Origin of the sequence: Catenulispora rubra (assembly GCF_015356825.1) — a bacterium.
Taxonomy (GTDB): domain Bacteria; phylum Actinomycetota; class Actinomycetes; order Streptomycetales; family Catenulisporaceae; genus Catenulispora; species Catenulispora rubra.
Genome location: NZ_JAACYW010000080.1, coordinates 1 through 26,900 on the forward strand (window position 1 = coordinate 1; position 26,900 = coordinate 26,900).

The 26,900-nt window shown below is 70.5% G+C and carries 21 protein-coding genes and 1 pseudogene; 14 read left to right on the forward strand and 8 right to left on the reverse strand.

Annotated elements, in window-relative coordinates:
* Positions 1–1,127: alpha,alpha-trehalose-phosphate synthase (UDP-forming) (locus tag GWK61_RS22400; RefSeq protein ID WP_194911038.1), on the forward strand; the 1,127-nt coding region annotated here is incomplete at its 5' end.
* A pseudogene (otsB, locus tag GWK61_RS22405) lies at positions 1,124–1,885 on the forward strand (trehalose-phosphatase); the annotation flags it as partial. The gene GWK61_RS22400 and the pseudogene otsB, both read left to right, overlap by 4 nt.
* Positions 1,886–1,897: 12 nt before the next feature.
* On the opposite strand, the gene GWK61_RS22410 reads toward otsB, so the two are convergent.
* Positions 1,898–2,800: a UTP--glucose-1-phosphate uridylyltransferase gene (locus GWK61_RS22410; RefSeq protein WP_194911042.1), complete on the reverse strand. Its 903-nt coding sequence runs from the start codon at positions 2,798–2,800 to the stop codon at positions 1,898–1,900.
* A 403-nt stretch (positions 2,801–3,203) separates the two neighbouring features.
* Here GWK61_RS22410 and GWK61_RS22415 point away from each other — a divergent pair, with 403 nt between their 5' ends.
* The 9 genes from GWK61_RS22415 (at position 3,204) to GWK61_RS22455 (ending at position 14,638) form a co-directional block, all read left to right on the forward strand.
* Entirely contained in the window at positions 3,204–3,965 is a 762-nt protein-coding gene (locus GWK61_RS22415; protein ID WP_228562753.1) for a polysaccharide deacetylase family protein, read from the forward strand.
* Positions 3,966–4,164: 199 nt separating this feature from the next.
* Positions 4,165–5,004: a glycosyltransferase family 2 protein gene (locus GWK61_RS22420; protein WP_194911044.1), complete on the forward strand. Its 840-nt coding sequence runs from the start codon at positions 4,165–4,167 to the stop codon at positions 5,002–5,004.
* On the forward strand, positions 4,971–6,086 hold the full coding sequence (locus GWK61_RS22425) for a hypothetical protein (protein WP_194911045.1): 1,116 nt from the start codon (positions 4,971–4,973) through the stop codon (positions 6,084–6,086). Before GWK61_RS22420 ends, GWK61_RS22425 begins: the two co-directional genes overlap by 34 nt.
* Positions 6,083–7,261, forward strand: a complete 1,179-nt coding sequence (locus GWK61_RS22430) for a glycosyltransferase family 4 protein (RefSeq protein ID WP_194911047.1) — start codon at positions 6,083–6,085, stop codon at positions 7,259–7,261. The genes GWK61_RS22425 and GWK61_RS22430 overlap by 4 nt, the downstream gene beginning before the upstream one ends.
* Positions 7,262–7,317: 56 nt before the next feature.
* Positions 7,318–9,861 (forward strand): hypothetical protein, encoded by a 2,544-nt coding sequence (locus GWK61_RS22435; RefSeq protein WP_194911049.1) that lies wholly within the window; start codon positions 7,318–7,320, stop codon positions 9,859–9,861.
* Positions 9,858–11,027 (forward strand): glycosyltransferase family 4 protein, encoded by a 1,170-nt coding sequence (locus tag GWK61_RS22440; protein WP_194911051.1) that lies wholly within the window; start codon positions 9,858–9,860, stop codon positions 11,025–11,027. Before GWK61_RS22435 ends, GWK61_RS22440 begins: the two co-directional genes overlap by 4 nt.
* A 3-nt stretch (positions 11,028–11,030) precedes the next feature.
* On the forward strand, positions 11,031–11,483 hold the full coding sequence (locus GWK61_RS22445; RefSeq protein ID WP_194911053.1) for a hypothetical protein: 453 nt from the start codon (positions 11,031–11,033) through the stop codon (positions 11,481–11,483).
* A complete protein-coding gene (locus GWK61_RS22450) occupies positions 11,476–13,386 on the forward strand; it encodes a lipopolysaccharide biosynthesis protein (RefSeq protein ID WP_194911055.1) in 1,911 nt (636 codons plus the stop codon). Before GWK61_RS22445 ends, GWK61_RS22450 begins: the two co-directional genes overlap by 8 nt.
* 61 nt (positions 13,387–13,447) lie before the next feature.
* The gene (locus GWK61_RS22455; RefSeq protein ID WP_194911056.1) at positions 13,448–14,638 is read left to right on the forward strand and encodes a glycosyltransferase family 4 protein; all 1,191 of its coding nucleotides are present in this window, start codon (positions 13,448–13,450) and stop codon (positions 14,636–14,638) included.
* A gap of 89 nt (positions 14,639–14,727) precedes the next feature.
* On the opposite strand, the gene GWK61_RS22460 is transcribed toward GWK61_RS22455, so the two are convergent.
* Positions 14,728–15,516 (reverse strand): glycosyltransferase family 2 protein, encoded by a 789-nt coding sequence (locus GWK61_RS22460; RefSeq protein ID WP_194911058.1) that lies wholly within the window; start codon positions 15,514–15,516, stop codon positions 14,728–14,730.
* The gene (locus GWK61_RS22465) at positions 15,513–16,754 is read right to left on the reverse strand and encodes a cellulase family glycosylhydrolase (protein ID WP_194911060.1); all 1,242 of its coding nucleotides are present in this window, start codon (positions 16,752–16,754) and stop codon (positions 15,513–15,515) included. The genes GWK61_RS22460 and GWK61_RS22465 overlap by 4 nt, the downstream gene beginning before the upstream one ends.
* Positions 16,755–16,998: 244 nt before the next feature.
* Between GWK61_RS22465 and GWK61_RS22470 the strand changes: the two genes are divergently transcribed.
* Positions 16,999–18,168, forward strand: a complete 1,170-nt coding sequence (locus GWK61_RS22470) for a glycosyltransferase family 4 protein (RefSeq protein ID WP_194911062.1) — start codon at positions 16,999–17,001, stop codon at positions 18,166–18,168.
* A 24-nt stretch (positions 18,169–18,192) separates the two neighbouring features.
* Here the strand turns inward: GWK61_RS22470 and GWK61_RS22475 are convergent, their stop codons facing one another.
* Together GWK61_RS22475 and GWK61_RS22480 are read right to left on the reverse strand one after the other, a co-directional pair.
* A complete protein-coding gene (locus GWK61_RS22475) occupies positions 18,193–19,443 on the reverse strand; it encodes a carboxylate--amine ligase (protein ID WP_194911063.1) in 1,251 nt (416 codons plus the stop codon).
* 49 nt (positions 19,444–19,492) lie between these two features.
* Positions 19,493–20,692, reverse strand: a complete 1,200-nt coding sequence (locus GWK61_RS22480) for an FAD-dependent oxidoreductase (RefSeq protein WP_194911064.1) — start codon at positions 20,690–20,692, stop codon at positions 19,493–19,495.
* Positions 20,693–21,258: 566 nt separating this feature from the next.
* On the opposite strand from GWK61_RS22480, the gene GWK61_RS22485 reads away from it, so the two are divergent.
* Positions 21,259–22,554 carry a glycosyltransferase family 87 protein gene (locus GWK61_RS22485; RefSeq protein WP_194911065.1) on the forward strand — a complete coding sequence of 432 codons (1,296 nt, stop codon included), beginning with the start codon at positions 21,259–21,261 and terminating at the stop codon, positions 22,552–22,554.
* Here GWK61_RS22485 and GWK61_RS22490 read toward each other — a convergent pair.
* The 3 genes from GWK61_RS22490 to GWK61_RS22500 form a co-directional block, all read right to left on the reverse strand.
* The gene (locus GWK61_RS22490; RefSeq protein WP_194911066.1) at positions 22,542–23,504 is read right to left on the reverse strand and encodes an acyl-CoA desaturase; all 963 of its coding nucleotides are present in this window, start codon (positions 23,502–23,504) and stop codon (positions 22,542–22,544) included. The two genes, GWK61_RS22485 and GWK61_RS22490, sit on opposite strands and share 13 nt — an antisense overlap.
* Before the next feature lie 172 nt (positions 23,505–23,676).
* Positions 23,677–25,173 (reverse strand): MFS transporter, encoded by a 1,497-nt coding sequence (locus GWK61_RS22495; protein WP_323747700.1) that lies wholly within the window; start codon positions 25,171–25,173, stop codon positions 23,677–23,679.
* 251 nt (positions 25,174–25,424) lie between these two features.
* On the reverse strand, positions 25,425–26,390 hold the full coding sequence (locus GWK61_RS22500; protein ID WP_194911067.1) for a GlxA family transcriptional regulator: 966 nt from the start codon (positions 26,388–26,390) through the stop codon (positions 25,425–25,427).
* Between the two features lie 98 nt (positions 26,391–26,488).
* Here GWK61_RS22500 and GWK61_RS22505 point away from each other — a divergent pair, with 98 nt between their 5' ends.
* A complete protein-coding gene (locus GWK61_RS22505) occupies positions 26,489–26,803 on the forward strand; it encodes a putative quinol monooxygenase (protein WP_228562754.1) in 315 nt (104 codons plus the stop codon).
* The last annotated feature ends 97 nt before the right edge of the window (positions 26,804–26,900 follow it).

Genomic DNA, 26,900 nt, shown 5'->3' on the forward strand with positions numbered 1-26,900 from the left:
CCTGGTGGGACAGCTACGTAGTGGTCAATCAGCGCTTCGCCGACGCCGCCGCGAAAGCAGCAGCCCCGGGCGCAACGGTGTGGGTGCAGGACTACCAACTCCAACTCGTCCCGGCCATGCTGCGCGAACAGCGTCCCGACTTGAGCATCGGCTTCTTCCTGCACATCCCGTTTCCGCCGGTCGAGCTGTTCAGGCAGCTGCCTTGGCGGACCGAGATCGTCCGCGGGCTGTTGGGGGCCGACGTCGTCGGGTTCCAGATGCCCGGCGGCGCCCAGAACTTCCTGTGGCTGACCCGACAACTGCTCGGTCTGGAACCGACGAGAGCGGCCGTCAGGGTCCGCAGCCGCCCCGGATCCGTACCGTTCGACGGCCGCCACGTCCGGGTCGGCGCGTTCCCCATCTCCATCGACGCCGCTGGCTTCCACAAGCTGTCACGGAAAGCCCATACCGCTGAACGCGCCCGGAAAATACGCGCGGACATGGGAGCTCCGCACCGGCTGCTGCTGGGAGTGGACCGGCTGGACTACACCAAGGGCATCGACATACGTCTGCGGGCCCTCCGCGAGCTGCTGGTCTCCGGGAGAGTGGATCCGGAGTCCGTGGCGATGATCCAGGTCGCGACTCCGAGTCGCGAGCGCGTGGGGCAGTACAAGGCCATGCGGCGCAGCATCGAGGAACAGGTCGGACGACTCAACGGCGAGTTCGGCCGGGTCGGACGGCCGATCGTCCACTACCTGCACCAGCCCATGGACCGCGACGAGCTCGTCGCGCTGTACTGCGCAGCCGACGTCATGGTCGTCACACCACTGCGCGACGGCATGAACCTGGTCTGCAAGGAATACGTCGCCAGCCGACACGACCTCGACGGAGTGCTGGTGCTCTCCGAGTTCGCCGGCGCGGCGTCCGAGCTGACCGAGGCCCTGCTGGTCAACCCGCATGACCTGGACGGTGTCGCACAGGCTCTGGAGCGGGCGGTGACCATGGACCCGGCCGAGGAGAAGGCGAGGATGCGGACCTTGCACCGGCAGGTGATGACCCACGACGTGGGCCGTTGGGCGCGGTCGTTCCTCGACTTCCTGGACCCCGACTCGGCCACGCACGCCGGCGGGGAGGCAGTGCACCAGTGACCGCCGAGTCGCTGCCGACCGGACTGCGGCAGGCCATCGACCGCATCGCGCGCGTGCCGCGGCTGCTCGTGGTCTGCGACTACGACGGGACGCTCGCACCGATCGTCGCAGATCCGGCGAAGGCGGTGCCGCGTCCGGAGTCGGTGCGGGCCCTGCTATCGCTGGCCGACCTGCCCGACACGACCGTCGGCGTCATCTCCGGCCGGGCGCTGCGCGACCTGGCCGCGCTGTCGGGACTGCCGGCCGAGGTGCAGCTGATCGGCAGCCATGGCGCCGAATTCGACGCGGGATTCGCGCACGAGCTGGACCACCAGGCGCAGGCGCTGCGATGGCGACTGGAGGCCGAGCTGGAACGGCTCGTCGGCCGTACCCCCGGTGTGCTGTTGGAGCTGAAGCCAGCCAGCATCGCGGTGCACGTGCGCCGGGTCGAACCGTCGGTCGGCGCATCGGTTCTGGATGCGGTCCGAGCAGGCCCGGCGCAATGGGAAGGCGTGCAGGTCACCGAAGGCAAGGCCGTGATCGAGCTGGCGGTCGTCGAGACCGACAAGGGCGAAGCCCTGGATCTACTGCGCCGCCAGGCCGATGCCACCGCGGCGCTGTTCGTCGGCGACGACGTCACCGACGAGAAAGCCTTCGCACGCCTCGCCGATCCGGACGTCGGCGTGAAGGTCGGTCACGGTGAAACCCTGGCCGAATACTCCATACCGGACACCGAAGACGTCGCGGTGATGCTGGACTATCTCCTCGCGGAACGACGCACGCGATACGTGTCAGGCTGAAGCGTCCTCGCCGGCGGCGAGCGACCGCAGGATCGGTCCGTACGTCGGGTCGGCCAGCGCGTGCGCGAACTGCGCCACCAGATAGTCCGCCGGGTTGCCGGTGTCGTACCAGCGCCCTGCGATGACCTGCCCGTAGACGGCGCGGGTCTCGGCGTACGCGTTGATCGCGTCGGTGAGGTACACCTCGCCGGTGCGCTGCTGCTCCCAACGGACGGTGGCCTCGTGCAGCTCCTCCACGATGCCGGGGGTGACGACGTAGCCGCCGATCGCGGCGAAGTCGCTGGGCGCGTCCGCCGGCTTGGGCTTCTCCAGCAGGCCCGAGATCCTCAGCAGGCCGTTGCCCAGGTCCTCGTGCACGACCGGGACGCCGTAGCGCTGGGACTCCGAGCGGTCCATCGGCATCAGCGCCAGCATCGGGCAGCCGGTCGCCTCGTAGGCGGCGATGAGCTGCTGCGCGCGCGGGACCTCGGCCACGAACACGTCGTCGGGCCACAGCACGAGCATCGGCTCGTCGTCGCCGAGACCGCGCGCGGCGTTCAGCACCGGGGTGCCGTTGCCGTAGGGGCCGTGCTGGTCCTGGTAGGTGATGTGGCCGGCGCGGGCGAGCTCTGCGACGTCCTCGACGGCCTGGGCGTAGGCGTCCTTGCCCGCGGCCTGGAGCTGTTCGACGAGCGCCGGGTTCGGACGGAAATGGTCCTGGATCAGCGATTTGCCACCGGACACCACGATGGTGATGTCCGTGATCCCGGAGGCCACCAGCTCGCGCACCGTGTGCTCGATCACCGGCCGGTCGCCGACCGGCAGCATCTCCTTGGGGATCGCCTTGGTCAACGGCAGCATGCGGGAACCGATCCCGGCCGCCGGGATCACCGCCCTGCGGATCGTCACAGCCACGCCGAAGTCCTTCGGATCGGGTCGGAACCCCGCCGGCGGCCCGGCAGGACATCTCGGACGCTACCAACGCCCCGCCCGGCAGCCGGGCGCGACACGCGTGAGCGCCGATGCCTTTGGGCCTTTGGGGCCCGGGGTTTTCGGAACGCCGTCGTCTCCATGTCAATTGTCATTCAAGACCCTGACAATTGCCAGGATTACCTTCCGGCATTCTTCGCGCGGCCGCACCCGCCGAGCCGACGGGCTCGCGTGACAACGGCATGATTCGGTGCGAACCACCCAGGTCGGGCGCTTCGGCCTGAGGTTGGAGCAAGACTGTGACCCTTCGCACCGAAGGCCGACCCGCCGGGGCATATGCTGCACTGGTCGCCCGGCCGTCTCGACTTGCATTGGTGTCGGATCCTCAATGACCGAAGCGCTCCCTCACGACCCGGTGGCGGCAGGTCGGCGCATGCCGCACCTGCCGTTGATCATGATGTACCACTCGGTGGGCGCCCGCCCGCACGACCCGAACAACCTGGCCGTGACGCCGGAGCGGTTCGAGGAGCAGATGGCGACGCTGAAGCGGCGCGGGCTGCGCGGCGTCTCCGTGGCCGAACTCCAGGCCGCCCGGGCCGCCGGGTCGGCGCGCGGACTGATCGGACTCACCTTCGACGACGGCTACACCGACGTCGTGGAGAACGCGCTGCCCATCCTGCAGCGCTTCGGCTTCTCCGGGACGTTCTACATCCTGGCCGGCCGCATCGGCGGGGCGAACGAGTGGGACGAGGGCACCCCGTGGCCGCTGGTCGACGAGGCGGGGATCCGGCGTTGGGCTGACGCCGGGTTCGAAGTCGGGTCGCACGGCTCGCTGCACGTGGCACTGGCCGACGCGGGCCCGGAGGTGCTGCGCACGGAGGTCGCGGAGAGCCGCGAGAAGCTGTCCGGCATCGTCGGGAAGCCGGTGCACGGCTACTGCTACGCCTACGGGTCGATGGACACCGCGGCCCGCTCGGCGGTCGCCGCGGCCGGGTACGAGCACGCCACCGCCGTCATCTCCCGGGAGTCGCTGGGACCGCACGCGCTGCCCAGGATCTGGATCGGCCAAGTGCACACGTCCAAACATATTCTTAAAATGCTCTACACCTACCGGCTTCATCGCCGTATTTCCGGCCGGCATGCCCTATGATTTCGAGGCCGCACGCCACCGACGGCACGGTGCCCGGACAAGTTCGACAGCTCGCGATCCGGCTGGCGGACTCTTGTCATCCGGTGCCCCCTGAGTACTTGCACCACGCGTAGCCCGCTGTATACCTTCCGCCTCAAGCCGATTTCGGCTACACGGGTCGAAGGCACCGCCGTCAGACCTTTCCCTTGGGGGGACACGAATGCGATCGCTGTCGGTTGTGATACCGGCTTACAACGAAGCCGAGAACATAGAAGACGTAATAGCTTCGATACCGGTTTCGCAGTTGGCTGACCTCGGCTGGTCCACGGAGATCGTGGTGGTCGACAACAACTGCAGCGACGGGACCGGGGATCTGGCGCGGGCGTGCGGCGCCGAGGTCGTGTTCCAGCCGGAGAAGGGCTACGGCAACGCCTACAAGGCCGGCTTCGCCGCCGCCAAGGGCGAGGTGATCGCCTCCGGCGACGCCGACCGGACCTACCCGTTCGACCACCTCCCGGAACTGCTGGCCGAACTGGAGAGCTCCGGCGCGGACTTCCTGACCACCGACCGCCTGCACTCGGCCAACCGGGGTGCCATGAAGCACTCCCACTTCTGGGCCAACCACGTCCTGAGCTTCGTCTCCCGGCTCATCTTCCGGCACGGCATCCGCGACTCGCAGTCCGGCATGTGGATCTTCCACCGGCACGTCTGGGCCGGCGTGGACGTCCGCTCCCCGGGCATGGCCTTCTCCCAGGAGATCAAGAACGCCGCGGTCCTCGCGGGCTATAAGGTGACCGAAACGCACATCGAGTACCGGGTACGCGGCGGCGACGTGAAGCTCAACTCGGTCCGCGACGGCCTGCGCAACCTGGGCCACCTGATCGGCCACCGGATCCGGCACGACGGCCCGGCGTCCGACGGGTCCTACCAGGACCAGGACGTCCCCGTCCGAGCCCGGGCCAAGGGCGTCCGGCTCCCGGCGATGCGTTCGGCGACCGTGGCAGAAGCAGAAGGAGCAACACCGGGATGCCAGACGACGGGCAGCGGCACGGCCGCCTGAGCGAGGTGTTCTCCCGGCTGTTCCCGGCACGGTCCCCGGAGTCTGCGGAGTCTGCGGCGGGGGCGGCCGGGGGTGGTTCCGGTGTGGGTGAAGGTGCAGGGCGGCAAGACGTCGCCGGGTCCCGCGGGCTGGGATCCGGACATCGAATAACGGCGAGCCTCAATGAGCCGGCGGCCTACGCGGACCCGACGGCCGACACGACGTTGTTGGGTCGGATCACCCTGTCAGAACCGACCGTAGAGCCGATGGCCGATACGACGTTGTTGGGTCGGATCACCCTGTCGGAGCCGACCGCAGAGCCGATGGCCGATACGACGCTGTTGGGCCGGATCACGCTGTCGGACCCGACCGCAGAGCCGATGGCCGACACGACGTTGTTGGGCCGGATCGACCTGTCGCCGCCGACGGAGCTGGCGTCCGATCCTGATTCCGGTCTGAGCGCCGACGATGCCGACGACGCCGATGACGCCCCGCCGCCCAATCCCGCCGACCGCATCGACATCCCGGACGTCTACGCCGACGACGACGCGCCTCCCAATGCCACCGACCGCATTGACATCACCGAGGCCTACGCCGACGTCCCCGACATCGTGGCCGTCGATGCCGATGACACCGTCACCGACACCGACACCGACGCTGCCGGGCCGACCCCGCCGTGGTCCCTCAGTTCCTTCGTCGACCGGCACCGCCGACGGCTCACGATCGTCGCGGCGGGCGTCGCAGCCGTCGGCATCCTGCTCGCGCTGCCGCCGGTCCGCACCCAGCTGCGGGACTCGTTCACCAAGCTGCCGAAGCCGTACACGGCCCTGTACTTCACCTCGCCGCCTCAGGTCGACGGCACCGTCCTGACCGTGCCGGTGAGCGTGCACGCCGTCGACACCGGCGCGAAGGTTTTCAGCGTCCGGGTGTGGACCGTCGACTCCAAGGGCTCCGTCGACAACAGCAAGACCACCGACCTCAAGTGGGACGGCCAGGCGCTGAGCGCCGTCGTCACCATGCCCGTCAGCCCCCAGTCCGACTACGTCTGGGTCTCGCTCGAGAACAGCGACCAATCCCTCCACTATAAGATCGCGGCGGCATGACCGAGCAGAGCTCCCCCGAGCACACAGCCCCCGTCCGCTCCACGCCGGGCAAGCGCCGACGCGTCGTTCAGGTCACTCCGAACTACCCGCCGCTGCTCGGCGGTGTGGAGCGGGTGGTGCAGATCCTGGCCACCGGGCTCGCGACCCGCAACGACGTCAGCGTCGTCACCACCGACCACCAGGCGGGCGGCGTGCCGCGCCGCGTCGTCGAAGCGGGCGGCGTCAAGGTCCGGCGGCACAGGTCGCTGACCGTCGCGCACACCTCGCTGGCCCCCGGCATGTTCGGCTCGCTCCTGCGCATCCCGCGCGGCACGGTGGTCCATCTGCACTGCTCGACGGCGGTCGTGCCCGAGCAGGTCTGGCTCAGCGCCCGAATACGCGGACAGAAGTACATCCTGCACTTCCACATGGAGGTCGACGCCTCCGGACCGCTCGGCCGGCTGCTGCCGTTCTACAAGAAGCACCTGTTCGGCCGGGTTCTCCGCGGCGCGGCCGGTGTCATCGTGCTCACCGAATCGCAGCGCGGCTTCCTGGCCGAGCGCTACGGCGTGGACCCGGCGAAGGTCTACGTGGTCCCCAACGGCGTGGCCGAGGAGTACTTCCTGCCGCCGCGCACACCGAGCCCGGAGCAGACGGCCGCGTCCGGACCCGAACCGCTCCGGCTACTGTTCGTCGGCCGCCTCGGCGCCCAGAAGAACGTCGCCCGGCTCCTCGACGCGATGGCACTGGTCACCGAGCCGGTCCGGCTGCGACTCGTCGGCGACGGCGAGCTGCGCGAGGATCTGGTGGCGCAGGCGACCGGACTCGGCCTGGACGACCGCGTGGAGTTCGCCGGCCGCAAGGACGGCGACGACCTGATCAAGGAGTACGCGGCCGCCGAGCTGTTCGTCCTCCCCTCGGACCGGGAGGGCATGGCGCTGGTGGTGCTGGAGGCCATGGCCGCCGGGCTGCCGGTGCTGGCCACCGCCGTCCCGGGCAACATCGAGACGGTCGAGGACGCCGGGGTGCTCGTCGAGCCGACCCCGAAGGCGCTGGCCGCCGCGATCGACGCGCTCGCCCGGGACCGTTCGGCGCTGGCCGCCCCGGCAGCGGCAGGAGCGGCACGCGTCGCCGACCGGCACTGGGACCAGGTCGTGGCGGCGGTCGAGAACGTCTACGAGCAGGTGGGATTCTGAACACGGAGACTTGGAACGGCAGGACGGCGCTTCTGGCCAGCGTCGTCCTCGCCGGGGTGACCGCCTCCTTCGGCGCCTACTACCTCCCAAGCCTGCTGGCCACCCTGGCCGGCCTGTGGCTGATCCTCGGCGCGCCGACCGCGCTGTGGCTGGGTATGGCACAGCGCGTGGTGTCCCGGCTCGACTCCGCGCTGCTGGTCGCCTTCGGCTTCGCCGTGGTCACCGACTTCATCGTGCTGCTGTTCGTGAACTTCGGGGCACCGCTGGTCGGGTACTACCGGCCGCTCGCGACCGTGCCGCTGGCGGCCGGGTTCGCGTTGGCCAACCTGCTGATCGGCGCGCTGTCCCCGCAGTGCACCGTGGACTGGGACCGGATCCGGCGCCTGCGCCCGGAAGGCCTGCGGGTCGTGGCCGGCTACGGCGCGCTGTGCGTGGTCCTGGCCGTCGCCGGCGCCACCCGGCTGAACAACGGGCTCGGCCCCGCTGTCAGCATTCTCGCCTACACGGCGATCGCCGGGCTGCTGGCCCTGCTGCTGATCCGGCACGAGCGGTACGCGGTCGAGGTGCTGGAGCTCGGAGTCTTCCTCGGCGCGGGTGCCCTGCTGCTGCTGACGTCGCTGCGTGGGTGGCTGATCACAGGTCACGACATCCAGGTCGAGTACGACGTCTACCGGCTCAGCCTCGGCAGCGGGCACTGGGCGATCTCGAACTACCGGTCCCCGTACAACGCCTGCCTGAGCATCACCCTTCTCCCGCTCGCGCTGACCAAGCTCACCGCGTTCTCCGCGGCCGGGGTCTGGAAGATCGTCTTCCCGCTGATGTTCGCCGTGGCCCCGGTCGCCCTGTTCCGGTCGGTCCACAACCTGGCCTCCCGACAGGTGGCGCTGCTTTCCTCGGCGCTGTTCCTGACGTTCCCGACGTTCTTCACCGACATGCCGTACATGGCCCGCCAGGAGATCGCGTTCGTCGTGCTGGGCGCGGCGGTCGTGGTGATGACCGACCGGCCGGCGGACATCCGGCTGCGGCGCTACGCGCTGATCCCCCTGCTGGCCGGGATCGTGCTCGCGCACTATTCGACGGCTTATGTACTGGTGATGGTTCTGGGGTCCGGGGTGGTGGTCACCACGGTCTGGCGCCTGCTGGACCGGATCGGCGAGCGGCGACGCAGCCGCGGCGTCCCCGGGGTCGCCGGCGTCCCCGGGGCCGCCGGGGCCGCCGCCGAGAGCCAGACCGCTGACACCTGGGACTACGGCGACTGGGACTACGGCGACAGTCTGGACAAAGCCGACGGGGTCGGCGAAACCGGCAAAGCCAGCGAAATCAGCGGGGTCGGCGCGTCTGCCGCCCTCGCCGCAGAAAGCCAGGGCAGCCAAGGCAGCGAAGGCGGCAGCAGTGGAAAGGGCTGGCTCGGGCGGCTCTCCGCAGCCGTCCGGAACCCCGGCGGCCCGCCGCCGAAGCAGGTCCTCCCGGCGTTCCTCACCGTCTGGCTCGTCGCCCTCACCGCCGTGCTGGCCGTGGGCTGGGCCGGTCCCGCCACCCACACCAGCGGGCAGTTGACCAGCACGCTGACCGCCGCGTGGAAGGAGGTCATCGGCCGCACGTCCGACGCCGGCTCCGCGGACACCTCCAACAGCCTGGTCGGCGCCTCCAACATCACCGACCAGCAGCGCATGGCCGCCTACCTCGCCGAGACCCGCGCCGCGACCACGAAGGACCGCGACCAGGGCAACCTGTACCCGCAGGCCGTGATCGACAAGTACCCGACCCCGATCACCTCGATCCCGGACCTGCGGCTGACGGCCGTCGGCAGCGGACTGCAGAGCCTCGGCCTGCCGGTGGCGAGCCTGAACGGTCTGGCCCGCTTCGGCATCGCCGCAGCGATCCAGCTCCTGCTGCTGCTCGGCACGGCCGTCACCCTCCTGGGCCTGCGCTACCGGCGGGTCGGGTCCGAGCTGACCCCGACCCGGGACCAGGCCGCACTGGCGGTGGGGTCGATCGGCGTCCTGGTCATACTGACGCTCGTGCCGCAGCTCACGGTCGACTACAGCGTCCTGCGAGCGCTCCAGCAGGGCATCTTCTTCTTCGGCCCGTTCATGGCCGCCGGCCTGCTCTGGGCGCTCCGCTGGTGCGGCCGGTACCGGACGCCGGTGCTCGCCGCGGTGATCGCCGTGATGGCCGTCGACCTCACCGGCGTGGTGCCGCGTCTGACCGGTGGCTATCAGCCCCAGCTCGCGCTGTCCGACGCCGGCGCGTACTACGACGCGTACTTCCCGACCCCCGAGGAGATGGACGCGGCCGCCTGGCTCCAGAGCACGTACGATCGATTGCCGCCCGATGCGCGGCAGACCATGAATCTTCAGACCAGCCAGGACGTCCAACAGCGGATCCAGACCGTCTACAACGGCCCGGTCGCCACCACGGTCGACCCGCTCTGGCTGCAACCGGGGAGCTACGTCATGCTCGGGCACGCGGAGGTAGACCAGGACCGGGCGTCCATCGACTATCGGGGCACGGCGGTGCTCTACGTTTACCCGACCAGTCTGCTCGAAGATCTGAAGGACAAGATCTACGTCAGCCCCGGAGTGGAGATCTACCGATGAGTGACAACGCCGCCGGACCACTCAAGGTCCTGCTCGTCTGCCATTACTACCCGCCGCATCTGGGGGGCATCGAGAACGTGGTGCACTCCGAGGCCCGCTACCTGACCGCGGCCGGGGTCCAGGTGACGGTGCTCACCAGCGGGGACCGGAGCAGCGTCACCGACGAAGACGGCGTCCGGGTGGTACGGGTCGGGGCCTGGAACGGGTTGGAACGCAAAGCTGGTTTGTCGTTCCCGGTCCTGGGACCGAAGCTGCTGCGCCGCGCGATGCACTGGGCACGGTGGGCCGACGTCGTGCACATCCACGACGCCTTCTATCTGACGTCCTGGGCCGCGCTCACCGCAGCGAAGCTGACCCGCACCCCCACGGTGGCCACCCAGCACATGGCGCTGGTGGATTACAAGCCCGCCGTGCGCGTGGTGCAGCAGGCCGTCTACGCGACGGCCGGACGGCTGCTCATGCGCGACGCGCGGTCGGTGATCACCATCAACTCCGACGTCGCGGCCTTCGCCCGCGCCTACGGTGCGCGGCCGGAACGGATGCGCCATCTGCCGAACGGCGTCGACACCGAGCTGTTCCGGCCGGTCCGGGACGCCGCCGAACAGGCCGCCGAACGCGAGCGGCTGGGTCTGCCGCAAGACGGCGTGCTGGTGCTGTTCGCGGGGCGGTTCGTGTCCTATAAAGGTTTCGACCTGTTGCTCGCGGCGGAGGATCCGGGCTACCGGCTGGTGTTCGCCGGCGGACCGGCCGAGGCACTCGCCGGCGCGGCGGACTCCGTCATCTACCTCGGCTCCCTCGCGCCCGCCGACATGGCCGCCGCCTACCGGGCCTGCGACATCCTCGCCCTGCCCTCGACGGCCGAGGGGTTCCCGCTGACCGTCCAGGAGGCGATGAGCTCCGGGATGGCCATCGTGACCACCGACTTGAGCGGGTACTCGGTCTATGAGCTGGATCGGGATCGCGTATCGTTGATCGACCGAGACGCGGAGACCCTCCGCGCCCGGCTGCGGGAGATCGCCGCGGACAGCGAGTTGCGCCGGCAGATGGGCAAGTACGGCCGGGAATACGCGGTGGAGCGGTTCGCATGGCCGAAACACGCGTCCAGGCTGATCGAGACGTACCGTTCGGCGATCGGCCCGAGGAAGAGTTCCGCCGACCGGGGATGACGTATGAGGACGATGTACCGGCCCGCCGCTGAGACGCTGATGGTCGCCGGGCTGTTGGGCTGGGCCTATGTGGCCCTGATCGCGGTGCTGCGGCCGCACGTGCTCAGCGAGCCGATCGCGGCCGTGCTGCCGATGCGGCGCGACACGTTCGGGGCACTGAGCCTGATGCTGTCGTTCGGATCCGCGTGCGTCCTGCGCGCCCGGACCGGCAGATTCTGGACGCGGCGCCCCGGTCGGCCCGACACCGCCGAGGCCGGGCTGGCCGCGGTCGGCGGTTACGCGTTCCTGGTGTGGGTCTACCTGTGCCTCAACAACTTGTTCCACCCGGAGACCACCGGGTACCGGCTCACCCACTTCTGGGAGCACCCGTCGGAGGGCACGACGGCCGTGTTGTGCTTCCTGTTGTTGACCGTCTGCTTGTTCGGCCTGCGGGTCCGTAAGGCGCGGCATGGCTAAAGGGCGCCGCAGGCGGGGGGCCGCCCCATCAGACTCCGACATCGCGAGATCCGACTATCCGGACACCGACGGCTCGGGCCTCGAAGGTGACGACACCGACGACGCCGACGGCGCGGGCGACGCCGAGGACGCGGGCGACGGCGCTCGCGCGGGCGCGAAGATGCTCCGCAACTCGCTGTTCCTCATGGCCTCCGCCGGCCTGACAGCGGGCATCGGCTTCATATTCTGGGCGCTCGTCGCCCACATCTACAGCTCGACCCAGATCGGCCTGGCCACCACGCTGCTGTCGGCGATCTCGCTCATCTCCTTCCTGAGCACCCTGGGGTTCTCGGCCACGATGATCCGGTTCCAGGCCACCGGCGAGGCGCGCAACCGTCAGGTGTCGGTGATGCTCGCGCTGGTGGCGGGCGCCAGTCTGGTGGTCGGCACGGGCTATGTCCTGGCCATGAAGCTGATCTCGCCGGATCTCGGCTTCATCCGCGACAAGCCCGTCTACGCCCTGATAGTGATCGTCGTCTGCGTCTTCGCCACGGTCAACCTGGTGACCGACTCGGTCTTCATGGCCGCCCGCATGGCCGAGTACAACACGCTGGTCGACGGCATCATCCAGAGCCTGGCCAAGCTCGCGCTGCCGGCGTTCGTGATCGGCATGGGCGCCATGGGCATCGTGACGGCCTCCGGAGTCGGATACGTCGTCGCCACCCTGGCGTCGTTCTACTACATGTACCGGAAGGTCGGCTTCCGGTTCTCCTTCCGGCTCGGCGGCACCCGGATCCGCGAGACCGCGAGCTACTCGGCGACCACGCAGTTCTCCTCGCTGCTCAACCTGATACCGCAGCTCGCGCTGCCGATCATCACCCTGCGCTGGCTGGGGCCGGACGACGTCACCTACTACTACCTGGGCTCACAGATCGCGGCCCTGCTGTCGACCGGCTCGTACGCCATCGGCAACGCGCTCTTCTCGGAGGGCGCCCACGACCCCGCGCAGATCCGCAACCTGATGAAGCGGTCCGCGAAGATCATGACCGCGGTGATGATCCCCGGCGTCGCGGTCGTGATCCTGGTGCGCGAGCCGCTGCTGAGCCTGTTCGGCAGCAAGTACCCGGGCCACGCGCAGGGACTGTTGACGATCCTCGCGCTCGGCGCGCTCGCGGTCGCGTTCCACACCTGGGCCAGCAGCGCACTGCGGATCACCGGGCGCATGAAGCCGCTGCTCGGCAGCAACATCGTGTACATGGTCGCCACGCTGGCGCTGGCGCTCGGTTTCGCGCACCGGGGCCTGAACTGGATCGGCTGGGCCTGGGCGCTGGGGAACCTGGCCTCGGGGCTGTTCGCGGTGGCGTTCGTGCCGGGGGCGCAGATGGTGGCGCCGGACGCGGACTACGAAGACGACGAGGCGCTGGAGCCCGACGAGGACCGGATCCCGGCCGGTGTCGGCGCCGCGGAGCCGCGCAGCGTGCCGCGGGAACGGCCCCGGCCCCGGCAGAGCCCGTGGGTCGGTGTCGGCGACTCGACCGCGATCACCGAGCCGATGTTCTTTCCGTGGAACCGTCCCGAGGTACGGGGGCGGAGCGACCGGTTCGAGCAGTACGGCGCGGACGACGGCGGCTCCGCCGCGCCGCGGCCGTACGGACGGCAGAGCTGGCAACCGGCGCGGGCCGGCGGCCTGCGGGTGCGGCCCCGGTCGATGCCGCGCCAGGCGGGACCGGAACATCAGGATCCTGTGACAGGACGGGCCGGGTCGGGGGGCGGGGCCGGATCGCCCGGCCGGACCGCGCCGCCGGCGTCGCCGGAGGAGGAGACCCAGATCCTCCGGCCGATCGTCGTGCCCGAATCGTTCTTCCGGCCCGAGCCCAAGGACAAGGACAAGGCGGACGACGCCCGGCAGCCGCCGGAACGATGACGAGAATTCGATGCCGAGTGTCCGACAAGATCTGCGTCAGCCCCGGAGTGGAGATCCACCGATGAGTGACAACGCCGCCGGACCACTCAAAGTCCTGCTCGTCTGCCATTACTACCCGCCGCATCTGGGCGGCATCGAGAACGTCGTTCACTCCGAGGCCCGGTACCTCACCGCAGCCGGGGTGCAGGTGACGGTACTCACCAGCGGGGACCGCAGCAGCAGCACCGACGAAGACGGCGTCCGCGTGGTGCGGGTCCGGGCCTGGAACGGGTTGGAGCGCAAGGCCGGGGTGCCGTTCCCGGTCCTGGGACCGAAGCTGCTGCGCCGGGCGATGCGCTGGGCACGGTGGGCTGACGTCGTGCACATCCACGACGCCTTCTATCTGACGTCCTGGGCCGCGCTCACCGCAGCGAAGCTGACCCGCACCCCCACGGTCGCTACGCAGCACGTGGCGCTGGTCCACCACGATTCGGCCGCCGTGGGTCTGGTCCAGAAGGCCGTCTACGCGACGGCCGGACGGCTGCTCATGCGCAGCGCGCGGTCCGTGTTCACCATGAACTCCGACGTCGCGACGTTCGCCCGTGGCCTCGGCGCGCCGTCGGGGCTGGTGCACCACCTGCCGAACGGCGTCGACACCGAGCTGTTCCGGCCGGTCCGGGACGCCGCCGAGCAGACCGCCGAACGCGAGCGGCTGGGTCTGCCGCAAGACGGCGTGCTGGCGCTGTTCGTCGGGCGGTTCGTACCCAAGAAGGGTTTCGATCTGTTGCTCGCGGCGGAGGATCCAGGCTACCGGCTGGTGTTCGCCGGCGGACCCGCCGAGGCCCTGGCCGGGGCACCGGAATCCGTCATCTACCTCGGTTCCCTCGCCCCCGCCGAGGTGGCCGCCGCCTACCGGGCCTGCGACGTCTTCGCCCTCCCGTCGACCTCCGAGGGGTTCCCGCTGACCGTCCAGGAGGCGATGAGCTCCGGGATCGCAGTCCTCACCACCGACGACAGCGGATACGCGGCCTACGACCTGGATCGGGATCGCGTATCGCTGATCGACCGAGACGCGGACACGCTCCGCGCCCGGCTGCGGGAGATCGCCGCGGACACCGAGTTGCGCCGGCAGATGGGCAAGTACGGCCGGGAATACGCGGTGGAGCGGTTCGCATGGCCGAAACACGCGTCCAGACTGATCGAGACGTACCGTTCGGCGATCGACCCGAGGAATGCCTCCGCCGACCGGGACCCGGATCGGGACCGGGGATGAACCAGCCACAACCACCACACCCACCGCACCCCAGCCACCCACACACAGGCCAAAAGCGCCCAAAAAGGGCGCTTCTGCCAAGAGCACCGCTAAAAGCGCCGGTTCGCCACCTGGACCCCCACCCACGCCAGGTGCTTGATCCAGGTCACCGTCACGCTCCACTCCAGCCGCCGGGCCGCCGCCAGCTTCTCGCGCCGCAGCAGGCCGCTCTGCGGCAGGATCTTCGCCCGGTGGCTGAACTGCCCCCGATGCACCCGATAGCGCACCAGTTCCTCCGTCAGCCCGCCCATCTCGGCCCGGCCGAGGATCCGGAGCCAGAGGTCGTAGTCCTCACAATGGACCGCGGCCTCGCGGAAGTCTCCTGCCTCCCGCAGCACCTCCGGCCGTGCCATCACGGTGGACATCGTCACCGTGTTGAACAGCAGCAGGCGGCGGGCCAGCGCGCCGTACTCGGCGGGGCAGCGCAGGGGCCCCAGGTCGGCGCCAGTATCGCTGTCGAAGCGGCGGGCCCAGGTGGCGAGCATCCCCAGGGTGGGGCGGCGGTCGAACTCGGCGACCTGGCGGGCCAACCGCTCGGGATCGCAGAGGTCGTCCCCGTCGCAGAACGCCACCAGGTCGCCCCGGCACTCGGGGAGACCGGTGTTCCGGGCCGCCGCGGGGCCGGAGCGGGGGCTCCGGGTGAGGACGATCCTGATCCGGTCGGCCGGCAGCACGGCGGCCATGCGCCGATTCGCTTCGCAGTCGCCGTCCAGCACCAGGACCACCTCCCAGTCCTGGAAGGTCTGCTTCTGGATGGAAAGGAGCGTCTCCTCGAGATGGCGCTGACGCGGGGCGACCGGGATGAGTACGGAGACCCGCGGCGCCGCGCCGGCGTTCATCGTGGCTTCTTCGCGTCGGCGATGATCTGCTGCAGAGCGGCGAACGAGGGCCGGTAGGTTCCGTCACCGCGCCGCAGCCCGAAGACCAGGTGGTCGGCGGGCACGTCCTGGTAGGAGAACCAGAAGAAGGACACCACGTTCGGATACGAGGACAGCACCTCCACCTCCCGCCGGGCCTGCTGTACCTGCGTCGCCTCCTGCGGCGCGACCTGGCTCGGCGGCCCCCAGATCAGGGCCGGGATGTTCTCCCCGGTCTCGGTGATCCAGATCGGCATGTGCGGGACCCCGGCCTGGTTCAGCGCGGCGATGATGCTCGTCGGCGTCTTGCTGATGGCCAGGAAGGTGTTGCTGGTCGCCGGGTCGCCGGCCGGGTAGGGGTGGTAGCTGATCGCGTCGACCAGGCGCAGCGCGCCGGCCTTGTTCACCGCGGTGATGAAGTCGTACGGGGCGATGTACGGCGCGCCGGGGCTCGGATGGTCCGCCGCGAGGCCGCCCATGAGGATGTAGGAGTGCGGGTCCGCGGCACGGATCGCCGCGGAGACCGTCACCAGGAGCTTGGCGTAGTCCGCCGCGTTCGGGACCGGGGCCCAGGCATCGATGTTGGGCTCGTTCCACACTTCCCAGTAGTGCACGCCCCGTGCCGAGAAGCGCGCGACCGCCTGCTTCACGAACTTCGCGTACACCGTGTTGTCGGCAGGCGGGCAGGCGGCGGTGTCCTTGCAGGCCGCCTGGCGCGCCCACGGCGGCGGGAAGTCGAGGGTGGCCAACACCTTGATGCCACGGGCGTTCGCGCCCGCCACGACGTTGTCGAACTTGGAGAAGTCGGGCGGGTAGCCCGCTTCGCCCTGGTAGTCCTCCCAGCCGAAGTCGACGCGGATGTAGTCCATCCCGAGCTTCTTGGCGTCGTCGAGCGCGGTCTTGAGCTGGTCCGGCGTGTCGAACGTCAGCGTGTCGCTGTAGTCCAGACCCCACTTCATGGCGGCCAGCTGTGCGGGGTCGGCGGTGCTCGTGGTCGACGCCGTCCCGGGGACGGAGCCGGACGCGGAGCCGGAGCCTGCGCCTGCCGGCTGGGTCGCGCCGGACGCGCTCGTGGCGGTCGAAGGCCCGCTCGGGGAATGGCCGAACGCCGTGGGCTGGCCGGGGTCGCCGCCGGACACGGCGGTCGCGATGCCGGCGCCGATGATGACCGCGGCCGCAGCGGCCCCGATGAAGGTCCAGTGCCGTCGCCTGCTGTTCACCATTATGATTTCGGGGCCGGTGGCCGGCTGCCCTTCGCTCCCCTCGCCCGGACTTCGTCGTTTGGCGGATCCGGTCGGTGACCGGGAGCGACCGGGAGGCCGCCGTCCTCGCGGGCGCCCATAATAGGGGACTCCGCTCGCGAGCGTTCATGGTGTCATGGTTCGGCGTCTTCAGTGTGACCGCGCTGATTCTCGAACCCTGGCGGTTCGCACCCCCTGTCGGTCCGAGGATTGCGCGGCACTGGTGAGAATTCTGCACATCGTCAACCTGGGTTTCGAAGCCGGCGGCGCGGAGAAGTTCGTCCGCATGCTGCGGGACGGCCAGACGGCCCGGGGCCACCAGGTCCGGGTCGTGGCCCTCGACGCCCCCTCGGGCGGCCGGGCCGTCTTCGCCGACGACCTGATCCCCGAGGTGGCCGGCAACCCGCTCGGCAAGCTGGCCGGGTTCGTCTGGCACCGCCGGGCCTACCGCGGGGTGCGGCGGATCATGCGGGACTTCCGGCCGGACCAGGTCCATCTGCACACCATCGGCGGCTTCAGCCCGGCCGTGTTCCCGGCCACCCGCGGCGCGGTGCGGATCCTCACCATCCACGGCCCCGAGGACTGGACCAGGAAACTGCTGCGCTGGCAGGTCGCCGACAACGCCGGCCGGATACCGCTCGGCGCCCTGCCCCGCTACCTGCACCTGCGTCTCCTGATGCGGCCCGCCTACCTGCTCCTCGGACTGCGCCGGATCGACGGCTTCGCGGCCCCGAGCCGGTTCGTCGCCGAGCTGATCCGGCCCGACGCGGGCCGGGTGCCGATCCGGGTGATCCCGCACGCCGTGGACCGGGTCTTCACCCCGGCGCCGGTCTCGGAGGTGTGGCAGGCGGCCTACGTGGGCCGGCTCAGCCCCCTGAAGGGCGCGGACGTCCTGCTGGAAGCCTTCGGCATCCTGGCCCGGACGCAGCCGAAGGCGCGGCTCGTGGTCGTCGGCGACGGCCCGGACCGGGCACGCCTGGAGGAGCGCGCCGCCGACCTGGTGGCGGCCGGGACCGTCGAGTTCCGCGGCTGGCTGGCGCCGCCGCAGGTCGCGGAGTGCCTGCGCGGCTCGGCACTGCTGACCGTGCCGTCGACCACCCCGGAGATCTTCGGACTCACCGCCCTGGAGGCGCTCGGGCTGGGCCGGCCGCTGGTCGCCAGCCGGATCGGCGCGCTGCCGGAGCTGGTCGGGCCGGACAACGGGCTGCTGGTCGCCCCCGACGACGCCGCCGCGCTGGCCGAGGCGCTGGCCGAGCTGCTCGGCGACGCCGAACGGCTGGCGCGGCTCGGGGAGGGCTCAGCCCGGCGCGCCGAGGCGTTCGGTCTGGACCGTTGTCTCGACGAGTACGAATCCTGGTATCAAGAGGCCGCCGCGGCCCGGGGGCGTCGGTAGCACACTGCGCGTCCTAGCAGGCCACTACCTGCGGCGGAGGCGGTTTTCCGCGACCTGCCACAGCGTCCGCGCACCGGTCAGGAAGAACGGCGCGAGGTCGTCGCGGGCGAACCAGGCGACCTCGTCCGCGGAACGCATGGAGGACAGCCAGGAGCGCACAGACAGGCTCCCCTCCCGGCGATAGGCGAGGGCGGCGATCGGGTCGTAGTTCTCGACGACCAGGGTCCGGCCGGGCACCGCCGCCCCGGCGGGCACCTCGCGCCCGGTGAGGTCCAGGTGCATGGCCCGGACGACGTCGATGCCGGCCGAGTCCTGGAACAGCCGGAACTGGGCGCCGAGCCGGGGATTGAGGTCCAGGAGCCGGTAGCTGTCGTCGCGCGGGTCCCAGCGGTAGTCGAGGTCGACGGGCCCTCGGTAGCCCAGCCCGGACAGCAAGGCGACCGCCTCCGCGCGCAGCCGCTCGTTGGGCACCCACCGGCCGTAGCTGGTCAGCCCCGCGTGCGCCGGGAAGGAGCGCTCTTTGATCCCGGTGTGGCCGAACAGGCAGCGCGAGGCCGCGTCGAAGTAGCCGTGGAAGAACCAGTCCTGCGGCGGGCCCGCCGGCGCGGGCGCGAGGTACTCCTGGAGCAGCAGGCCGGTGTCCGGGCCGCCGCCGGTCGCCCGGCGGGCCCGCTCGACCACCGCGAGCATCTCCTCCGGGCTGCGGACCACGGTCGTGCTCGGCAGTCCGGCCGCCCGGTCGGCGGTCCAGGGCTGGTTCACCTTGGCCACGACGGGATATCCGCAGGCGTCCGCGAAGGCCGCGGCCTCGGCGGCGTCCGCCGGAACCGTCGTCGCCGGATGCGGCACCCCGGCGACGCGGCAGATCTCGGCGAGCGTCGCCTTCCCGGCCGCCCGGCGCGGCAGGTCGGCCGGCGGGTCCGGGAACAGGTACCGGGAGCGCAGCTTGTCACCGTGCTCGGCCAGCAGGATCGCGCCCGCGTCGTCGGTGGTCACCAGGACCGCCGGGCCGGGCAGCCGGTCGGCGAGCCGGTCCAGCAGCTCGATCACGTCGTCGGGATGGCTCCGCTCCGGCATCGGCGACACCCTCCGGCAGGCATACCGGGACACCCCGGCCGGCGCGAACCGGTCCTCGCGCATGGCGTGGACCCGGACCCCCAGCCGCCCGAGGCTCCGGATCACCCCGAGCCCGCCGTGGTGGAAGACATTCCGGTCGAGTTTGAGGAGCACGGCGTCGGTCGCGGTATCCGCATCAACCGACGCTTTCAGTGACATGGCAACCATCTTAGGTAGAAGGTCAAGGCAGTCCGCGTCCCTTGCGAGGTCAGCGCGGAAGTCTCGGCGCGACGGTGCGGGCCGCGAACGCGGACCCGAACACGAAGCGCATGGACGGACCGAACGTCGCCGCCGAAGCCAGCCCGACGGCGAACAGCCCGGGCACCGAGGTGTTGAAGCCCCCGCCGAGGACCGGCGGGCCGTACGAGCCCCGCATCCCGCGGACCTGGCCGCGCAGCTCCTCGCCGAGCATTGTGAACTTCCGGACGTCCACATCGAACCCGGTTGCGGCTATGACGTGATCGGCCACGAGCTCGCGGCCGTCGGACAGCTCCAGCCGGAGCGCATCCCCCTCAGGCTTGGCCGAGGTGATCTCGGTACCGGTGCGGAGGTGTTCGGCGTCGAACGACTTGTCAAAACGGTCGTGGATCCACCACGAACCTTCCGGACCGAGCGTCCTGCGGACGACCTCCATGCGGTATCCCCTGGGCAACCGCCGGAACAGCTTCGGCAGGCTGCCCAGCACGATGTTGTAGTAGCCGGGCCCGAGGCCGTTCTCCGGCCGCCGGAGGTGCTCCCACAACGTCGCCGGACGGTCGCTCGGGAGGTTGTTCCACGCCAACGCACCGGTCCGCGCCACCAACGTGACATCGGCGCCCGCATCGTCCAACAGCACCGCGATCTCGATCGCCGCCTGCCCCGCGCCGACCACGATGATCCGCTTGTCGGCGAACCCGGACAAGTCGTTCACCGCGCTGCTGTGCAGCACCTGCGGCGCCTCGATCCCGACCAGTGCCTCGGGGAAGCGCGGGAAGGGCAGGAAGCCGGTGGCGAGCACCACCGAGCGCGCCCGCACCGAGGATCCGTCGGCCAGCGTCAGGGCGAACAGCGCGCCTTCGCGGTCGACGCGCAGGACGTCGGTCTCGTGCAGGTCCGGCGCGGTCTGCTCGCGGAACCAGCGGCCGTAGTCGACGAACGTCTCGATGGGTGTGGGCACGCCGTGCGCGTACGGCAGGCCTTCGAGGTCGCAGTACGCCTTCAGCGTGTACTGGTCGCGGGGATCCGACAGGTGCGAGGCCCAGGGCTCGGACTTGAGCTTCATGCCCAGCGGCATGTGCTCGGCCCAGGCCCGCATCGGCGTGCCGAACACGCGGGTGCGGGTGCCCCGCGCCTTGGCGTGCGCGGCCACCGAGAGACCGTAGGGCCCGGCACCCACCACGGCTGTGTCGAGGACCTCTGTACCTGTCATCGCTTCTCCTTGTTCGGATCCCGCAGAACCTGTCCCCAGGTCTCGCGGACGCCTTCTGCCATGCATCCGGGCACGCCGACGGTCCCAGGACCGTCCCTGCTCGAATTCAGTGCCGACGTTCCGCCCCCAGACCCCCTCGACCAGCGCGAGCCGCCCCGCCGGCCGGGCCGGCCGGGCCGGCCGGGCCGGATCGGTGGTCGATCCGGCCGGCAGGCCTGGAGTCAATGCGGGGCGACATCGCGGTGTTCTGGAGATGAAGATACCGGTCAGCGCGCTGGATCAGTGCGGCAGGACATCGTAGCCGCGCTGGATGTAGTGGTGCAGTTAAACGGCTGGGAGGCCGGCCGCGCAAGTGCGCCACCTGCCTCCCGGGGTAAGCCCGGTCGGCTTCTCCCGACTTCCGTTGATGACGGCAGGATCGGATCGGCGTCGGATCAGGGTCGGATCGGGATGGGATCGCGTTCGAACCGCAACTCGGATCGTGCGCAGATCAGGGCCCTGTCAAATCGGTGTTCCGCCGTTACAGTGACCCCCGCCTGCACCTCACGACCGCAGATGGGGCACCCGTGGATCTCTCGCGAAGCCGGCGACGTCTCGATCAAATACCGCGCGAGCTGTACGCCGCCGCCGGATGGCTCGTCACCCGCGCCGCCCTGTACCTCGCCGCCACCGGCCACGCGCCGAACCCGTGGCGCGACGAGGAGAACGCCGACGTCAGCGTCGTCTTCTCGCGCTGGGCGCAGGTCCTGCACGGCGGCCACTTCCCGCCGACGAGCGACGTCTCCTGGCAGTACCCGCCGGCCGCCGCCTGGGTGATGCTCGTCCCGCGCCACCTGGCGCGCTGGATGGGCGTCGACTACGCCTCGGCGTTCTTTCGGCTCATGCTGCTCGTCGACCTGCTCACCACGGTCCTGCTGGTCCTGCTCGCGCGCCGGTACGGCCGCTGGTCCGGGGTGTTCTTCTGGCTCGGCGTGATCCCGCTGATCGGGCCGATGGTGCTGGCCCGTTTCGATCTGCTGACGGCGCTGAGCGTCGCAGCGTTCTGTCTCAGCCGGTCGCCGCTTCTCGCCGGGGTGTTCGGCGGATTCGGCGCCGCGCTCAAGGTCTGGCCCGCGGTCATGGCGCTCGGGGTCCCGTGGGAACGCCGGCGCCTGCTCCGAACGGTGCTGGGCTTCGTGACGGGAGCGACCGTCGTCACGGCGGGCACGATGCTGCTGCTGCCCGGCGGGACGGGATTCCTGCACGCCGAGAGGGGCCGCGGTCTGGAGATCGAGTCCGTGGCGGCGTTCCCGTTCCTGCTGATGGAACACACGGGGTCGCACCGCTGGACCACCGGCCAGTCATCGGGATCCATCGAGGTCTCCGGGCCCGGAGTGAAAGCCGTCGCGGGGCTCATGATCTGGCTGTCGGCGGCGGGCCTGATCGCGCTGACGGCCACGGTATGGAGGTTCCGATCGCGCCGCCGAGCCGCGTGGGCGGTCGAGATCCCGCTGGTCGCCCTGCTGATCCTGCTGGTGACCAGCCGGGTGCTCAGCCCGCAGTACATGATGTGGGCCGCCGTCCTCATGGCAGCGTGCCTCTGCTACCCGGACCATCGACAGAAACGCGCCGCGCGCTACCTCGTCGCGGTTGTCGCGCTCACCACCCTGGACTACCCGATCGGCTTCTTCGACCTGATGAACGGCGCCCCGAGCGGTCTGGAGATCGTCTCGCTGCGCAACGCCGCGCTGGTCGTCGTGCTCGCCGTCGCCTGGTACGGACTGCTCAGCCGCGACCACAGCACCGATGCGGGTACGGGCACCGACACCGATGAAACTGAAGACACCATGCTCGTGGAGGACGCGTCCGGCTACCCGGCCTGAAGCCGGTGCTCTGCCACGCGCCGGGGGTCGGGCCACCGGACGTTCGTGGCCCAGCCGAGCCGCTCGAACACCCGGATCACGCCGGCGGACAGGTCGATTTGCCCGCGATCCACACCGTGCCGCGCGCAGGACGGGTCGCTGTGATGAGTGTTGTGCCAGCTCTCCCCCATCGACAGCAGGGCCAGCGGCCAAAGGTTCGTGGCCCGGTCGTGCTTGCGGGTCGCGAAAGGTCGCGTCCCGAGCAGGTGACACAGGGAATTGACACTCCACGTCACGTGCTGGAGCAGGAACACCCGGGCCAGCCCGGCCCATATCAGGGCCGTGACTCCCGCGGTCCAGGCGAAGTCGCCGATCATCCAGCCGGCCAGCGCGGGCAAGGCCAGAGAGGCCACACACAGCGCCGGGAACAACCCCGAGACGCGGCGCATGGCCGGTTCGGCCACCAGGTCCGGAGCGAAGTGGTCGACGTCGGTCGGGTCGTCGCCGAACAGCCAGCCGAAGTGGGCGTGCGCGAGGCCGTGCAGCTGGCCGATCGGCCCGGTGCCGTACCGGTACGGCGAGTGCGGGTCGCCGGGCCGGTCGGTGAAGGCGTGATGCCGCCGGTGGGTCGCGACCCAGCTGATGGCCGAGCCCTGGAAGCTCATCGATCCCGCGACCGCGAGCACGGTCCGCAAGGTCGGCGCGGCGGTGAAGCTCCGGTGGGTGAGCAGCCGGTGGAAGCCGACGGTCACGCCGAACCCGGTCAGGAAGTAGAAGAAGCCGGCCAGCAGCAGGTCGACCGCACCGACGCCTCTCCCCCACAGCAACCACACCGCGGCGACGAGCCCGGCCAACGGCGCGACGACGAGCAGCGCCGTCACGGCCACCTGGACCCGGCGCTGGAGGGGTGTCGTGGTGGTCAGTGGATGGCCGGGAAACGGCTCGACGCCGTCATAGGGAATCGCAACCATGGCGATACACCTCACAAGCGAATGCAGCGAGGCGGGTCACGGGACCGGCGTGAGGTCTAGACCTGATCGGAAACTCGGTCGGCTGCGATGAATGAGTCCTTCGCCGACAGTCTACGCCCCGAAGAACCCCTGGCGGGAGGCCTGCCAGGGGTTCTTCCCATGAACTGTCAGTTCACTGAGACGTCACTGAGACGGTCCCGGCTTCCTGGGCCGCCTCGGCGGCCAGCGCGGCCTGCGCCGCCTCCCGGCTGCGCCGCCGGCCCGGGATGACGACCAGCGCCAGGATCAGCGCGGCCACCCCGAAGTAGGCGGTGGCCACGAATCCGGCCTTGAACCCGGCCGTCATCGCAGCCTGCTGCGACGCGCCGACGGAGTGCGAGACGATCACGGTGGTGACGGTCGCGATGCCGAAGCTGCCGCCGATCTGGAACGCGGCGGCGTTGAAACCCGAGGCCAGGCCGGCGTCACGGCGCGCGATCCCGGACAGCGCCGCCGCGGAGCATGCCGTCGTGCCCAGGCCCAGGCCGGTGCCGAACACGGCGAGCCCGGCGAAGATGCTCCCGTAGGAGCCGCCGTTCTGCACCGCGTGGACGAGCAGCAGGCTGCCGCCGACGAGCAGCACCGAGCAGAGCGCGACCACCCGCCGTGAGCCGAACCGGCCGATCAGCCGCTGGCCGGCGAATGCGCTGACCAGGGCCATCGCCGGCAGCGGCGAGCCCTTCACGCCGTACTGCAGCGTGGTGTAACTGAGCCCGCCCTGCGCGTACTCCGCGGCGCACAGCGACAGGCCGAACACCCCCATCCCCATCGCGACCGTGGCCAGGTTCCCGCCGACGAGCGAACCGGAGCGCAGGATCCGTACCGGCACGAGCGGGCTCTCCACCCGGCTCTCGATGATCGCGAACAGCACGAACAGCGCGACGGCCCCGCCGAACATCCCCAGCGTCTTGGACCCGGTCCAGCCGTTGTCCGGGGCCTTCGTGACCGCGTAGACGATCAGCAGCAGGGCCGCGGTGCTGGTCAGGGCGCCGACCACGTCGTAGCGCCGGCCCACCGACAGGTCCCGGCTCTCGGTCAGCAGCATCGGCCCGGCCACCAGCATCGCGGCGGCGACCGGCACGTTCATCAGGAAGATCCACCGCCAGCCGAAGTGCGAGACCAGCTCGCCGCCGATGATCAGCGCGGCCGTCGCGCCGAGCCCGGCGATCCCCTGCCACGCGGCGAGCGCCTTGTTCCGGCCCCGGCCCTCGGGGAAGGTCGTGGTGAGGATGGACAGCGCGGTCGGCGCCATCATCGCGGTGGCCACGCCGTGCAGCGCGCGTGCGGTGATGAGCACGTCCCCGTTCGAGGCGAACCCGGACACCAGCGACACGGCCAGGAACAGCGCGGTGCCGATCAGGAACAGCCGCCGCCGGCCGAGCAGATCCGCGGCCCGGCCGCCGAGCAGCAGCAGACCGCCGAAGGTGATCAGGTTGGCGCTGATCACCCACTGCGCGGCGCTCTGCGTCATCTTGAGCGACCTGGCGATCGTCGGCGCGGCGAGGATCACCGCCTGCGAGTCGAGGATCACCATGAAGTTGGCCGCGCACAGCAGGATGAGCGCCGTCCAGGCGCGGGGATCCAGACGCGTCCCGCCCCGGGACCCGCCTGTGGTCTGATCGACGTTCACGGTGCCGTCTCCTTCGGATCGACGTGACAGACCCCGATCACGCCGGTGGCCGGGGGTACAGGTTCATCGTTGGGTCCGGCCGCCGGACGGGCTTCGCTGAGATTGCGGGCACTGAGCAACGGATGGTGTGGCGTCGGCGGAGACGACGTGCGGGTCGGCCGCGCACAGTGCGCGGCCGACCGGGGCTTCAGGGCTTCAGGGCTTCAGGAGCCTGTTCAGCCGACATCGTCGGGCTCGCCGCAGTGCCCTGACTACGACTGCTGCACCGTCCGCAGCGAGCCGGTGGACCTGCCGGTGCGCTCCCGCAACAGCACGCGCAAGGTGTTGGCCTGCTCGTAGCCGACCTTGCGGCTGATCACCTCCATCGACAGGTCCGTGGTGCGCAGCAGGTGGGTGGCGCGCTCGACCCGCAGGTCCTGGACGAACTTGATCGGTGAGGTTCCCACCGCGCGCAGGACGGCTCGCTGGAGCGTCCGCTCGCTGACGCCGAGGTGCCGGGCCGCCACCGGGATGCTGACCGGCTCGGCGATGTGGTCGCGGATCCAGCGTTCGAACCCTGCGACCAGCGGGTCGCTCTGGGCGAGCGCGCTGGGGATGATGTACGGGGCCTGCGACGGCCGCTCGTCGACCACGAGGTAGCGCGTCACCAGGTCGGCCACGGCCGGACTGGTGTCGCGGACGATCGCCAGCGCCATGTCCAGGTGGCCGAACGCGGCGCCGGCGGTGGTGACGCCGCCGTCGCGGACGACCATCGCGCCCTGGTCGAGGTGGACCCGGGGGTAACGGGCGCGGAAGGACGGCGTGAGCCACCAGGTGGTGGTCGCGCGCAGGCCGTCCAGGACGCCGGCCTCGGCCAACAGGAAGGTTCCGGCACACGCAGTGGCGACCGCCGCGCCCCGGGCGCGGGTCTCGAAGACCAGCTCGCGTTCGGACTTCGTGCCCTCGCCGCTGACGAGCTCGATAAGGACGTCGGGCTCGCGCTGATTGATGGCCGGCACAATCAGGAGGTCGGCCCGTTCGGCCACGTCAGCGGACTGACACTCGATGACGTGCCCGGCCGCCGTCCGCACCTGCTCGTGGAAGCCGACCGTCATGACGTGCCAGCGCGGGGCCTGGCTCAGCTGCCCGGCCATCGCGTTGGCGGTGTCCAGGACGTCCAGCACCGACGCCAAGCCGGAGTCGAAGGCACCCTCGCAGACCAGAACCGCGATGTCCATGTCGGAAATCCTATCAACGATGTCGTTTCCGCCACTGATGGCGCGGCGGGTCGGCGACTTACGGTCGTGGTGCGGCCGGGAACACCAGGCCGCGCCGGATGGACGAAGGGAACACCATGAAGATCGGTCTGCTGGTCCGGATCGAGGCCAAGCCCGAGTTCGCGGACCAGGTGGAGAGCGCGCTGCGAGGCGCGCGGCAGCTCGCCGACGAGGAGCAGGCGACGGTGGCGTGGTTCGCCTTCCGCCAGTCGCCCACCGTCTTCGGCGTCTTCGACACCTTCGACGACGAGGACGGACGCAAGGCGCACCTGGAAGGAAGGATCGCCGCGGCGCTCGGGGAGATGGCGCAGACGATGCTCGCCACCGCGCCGACGATCGCGGAGGTCGACCTGCTCGGGGTCAAGGTGCCCTGAGCACCGACGAGCACCGACGAGCGCCGGGCGACGACGCCCGGCGGCAGCTCGTCGAGCAGACAGGCTGCTCGCCCGATGACACCCGCCGCACTCGCCG

Coding starts and splice junctions, on each gene's coding strand:
- GWK61_RS22415 (WP_228562753.1), top strand. CDS start 3,204: ATGACCGAAGCGCTCCCTCACGACCCGGTGGCGGCAGGTCGGCGCATG.
- GWK61_RS22420 (WP_194911044.1), top strand. CDS start 4,165: ATGCGATCGCTGTCGGTTGTGATACCGGCTTACAACGAAGCCGAGAAC.
- GWK61_RS22425 (WP_194911045.1), top strand. CDS start 4,971: ATGCCAGACGACGGGCAGCGGCACGGCCGCCTGAGCGAGGTGTTCTCC.
- GWK61_RS22430 (WP_194911047.1), top strand. CDS start 6,083: ATGACCGAGCAGAGCTCCCCCGAGCACACAGCCCCCGTCCGCTCCACG.
- GWK61_RS22440 (WP_194911051.1), top strand. CDS start 9,858: ATGAGTGACAACGCCGCCGGACCACTCAAGGTCCTGCTCGTCTGCCAT.
- GWK61_RS22445 (WP_194911053.1), top strand. CDS start 11,031: ATGAGGACGATGTACCGGCCCGCCGCTGAGACGCTGATGGTCGCCGGG.
- GWK61_RS22450 (WP_194911055.1), top strand. CDS start 11,476: ATGGCTAAAGGGCGCCGCAGGCGGGGGGCCGCCCCATCAGACTCCGAC.
- GWK61_RS22455 (WP_194911056.1), top strand. CDS start 13,448: ATGAGTGACAACGCCGCCGGACCACTCAAAGTCCTGCTCGTCTGCCAT.
- GWK61_RS22460 (WP_194911058.1), bottom strand. CDS start 15,516: ATGAACGCCGGCGCGGCGCCGCGGGTCTCCGTACTCATCCCGGTCGCC.
- GWK61_RS22475 (WP_194911063.1), bottom strand. CDS start 19,443: ATGTCACTGAAAGCGTCGGTTGATGCGGATACCGCGACCGACGCCGTG.
- GWK61_RS22480 (WP_194911064.1), bottom strand. CDS start 20,692: ATGACAGGTACAGAGGTCCTCGACACAGCCGTGGTGGGTGCCGGGCCC.
- GWK61_RS22490 (WP_194911066.1), bottom strand. CDS start 23,504: ATGGTTGCGATTCCCTATGACGGCGTCGAGCCGTTTCCCGGCCATCCA.
- GWK61_RS22500 (WP_194911067.1), bottom strand. CDS start 26,390: ATGGACATCGCGGTTCTGGTCTGCGAGGGTGCCTTCGACTCCGGCTTG.
- GWK61_RS22505 (WP_228562754.1), top strand. CDS start 26,489: ATGGACGAAGGGAACACCATGAAGATCGGTCTGCTGGTCCGGATCGAG.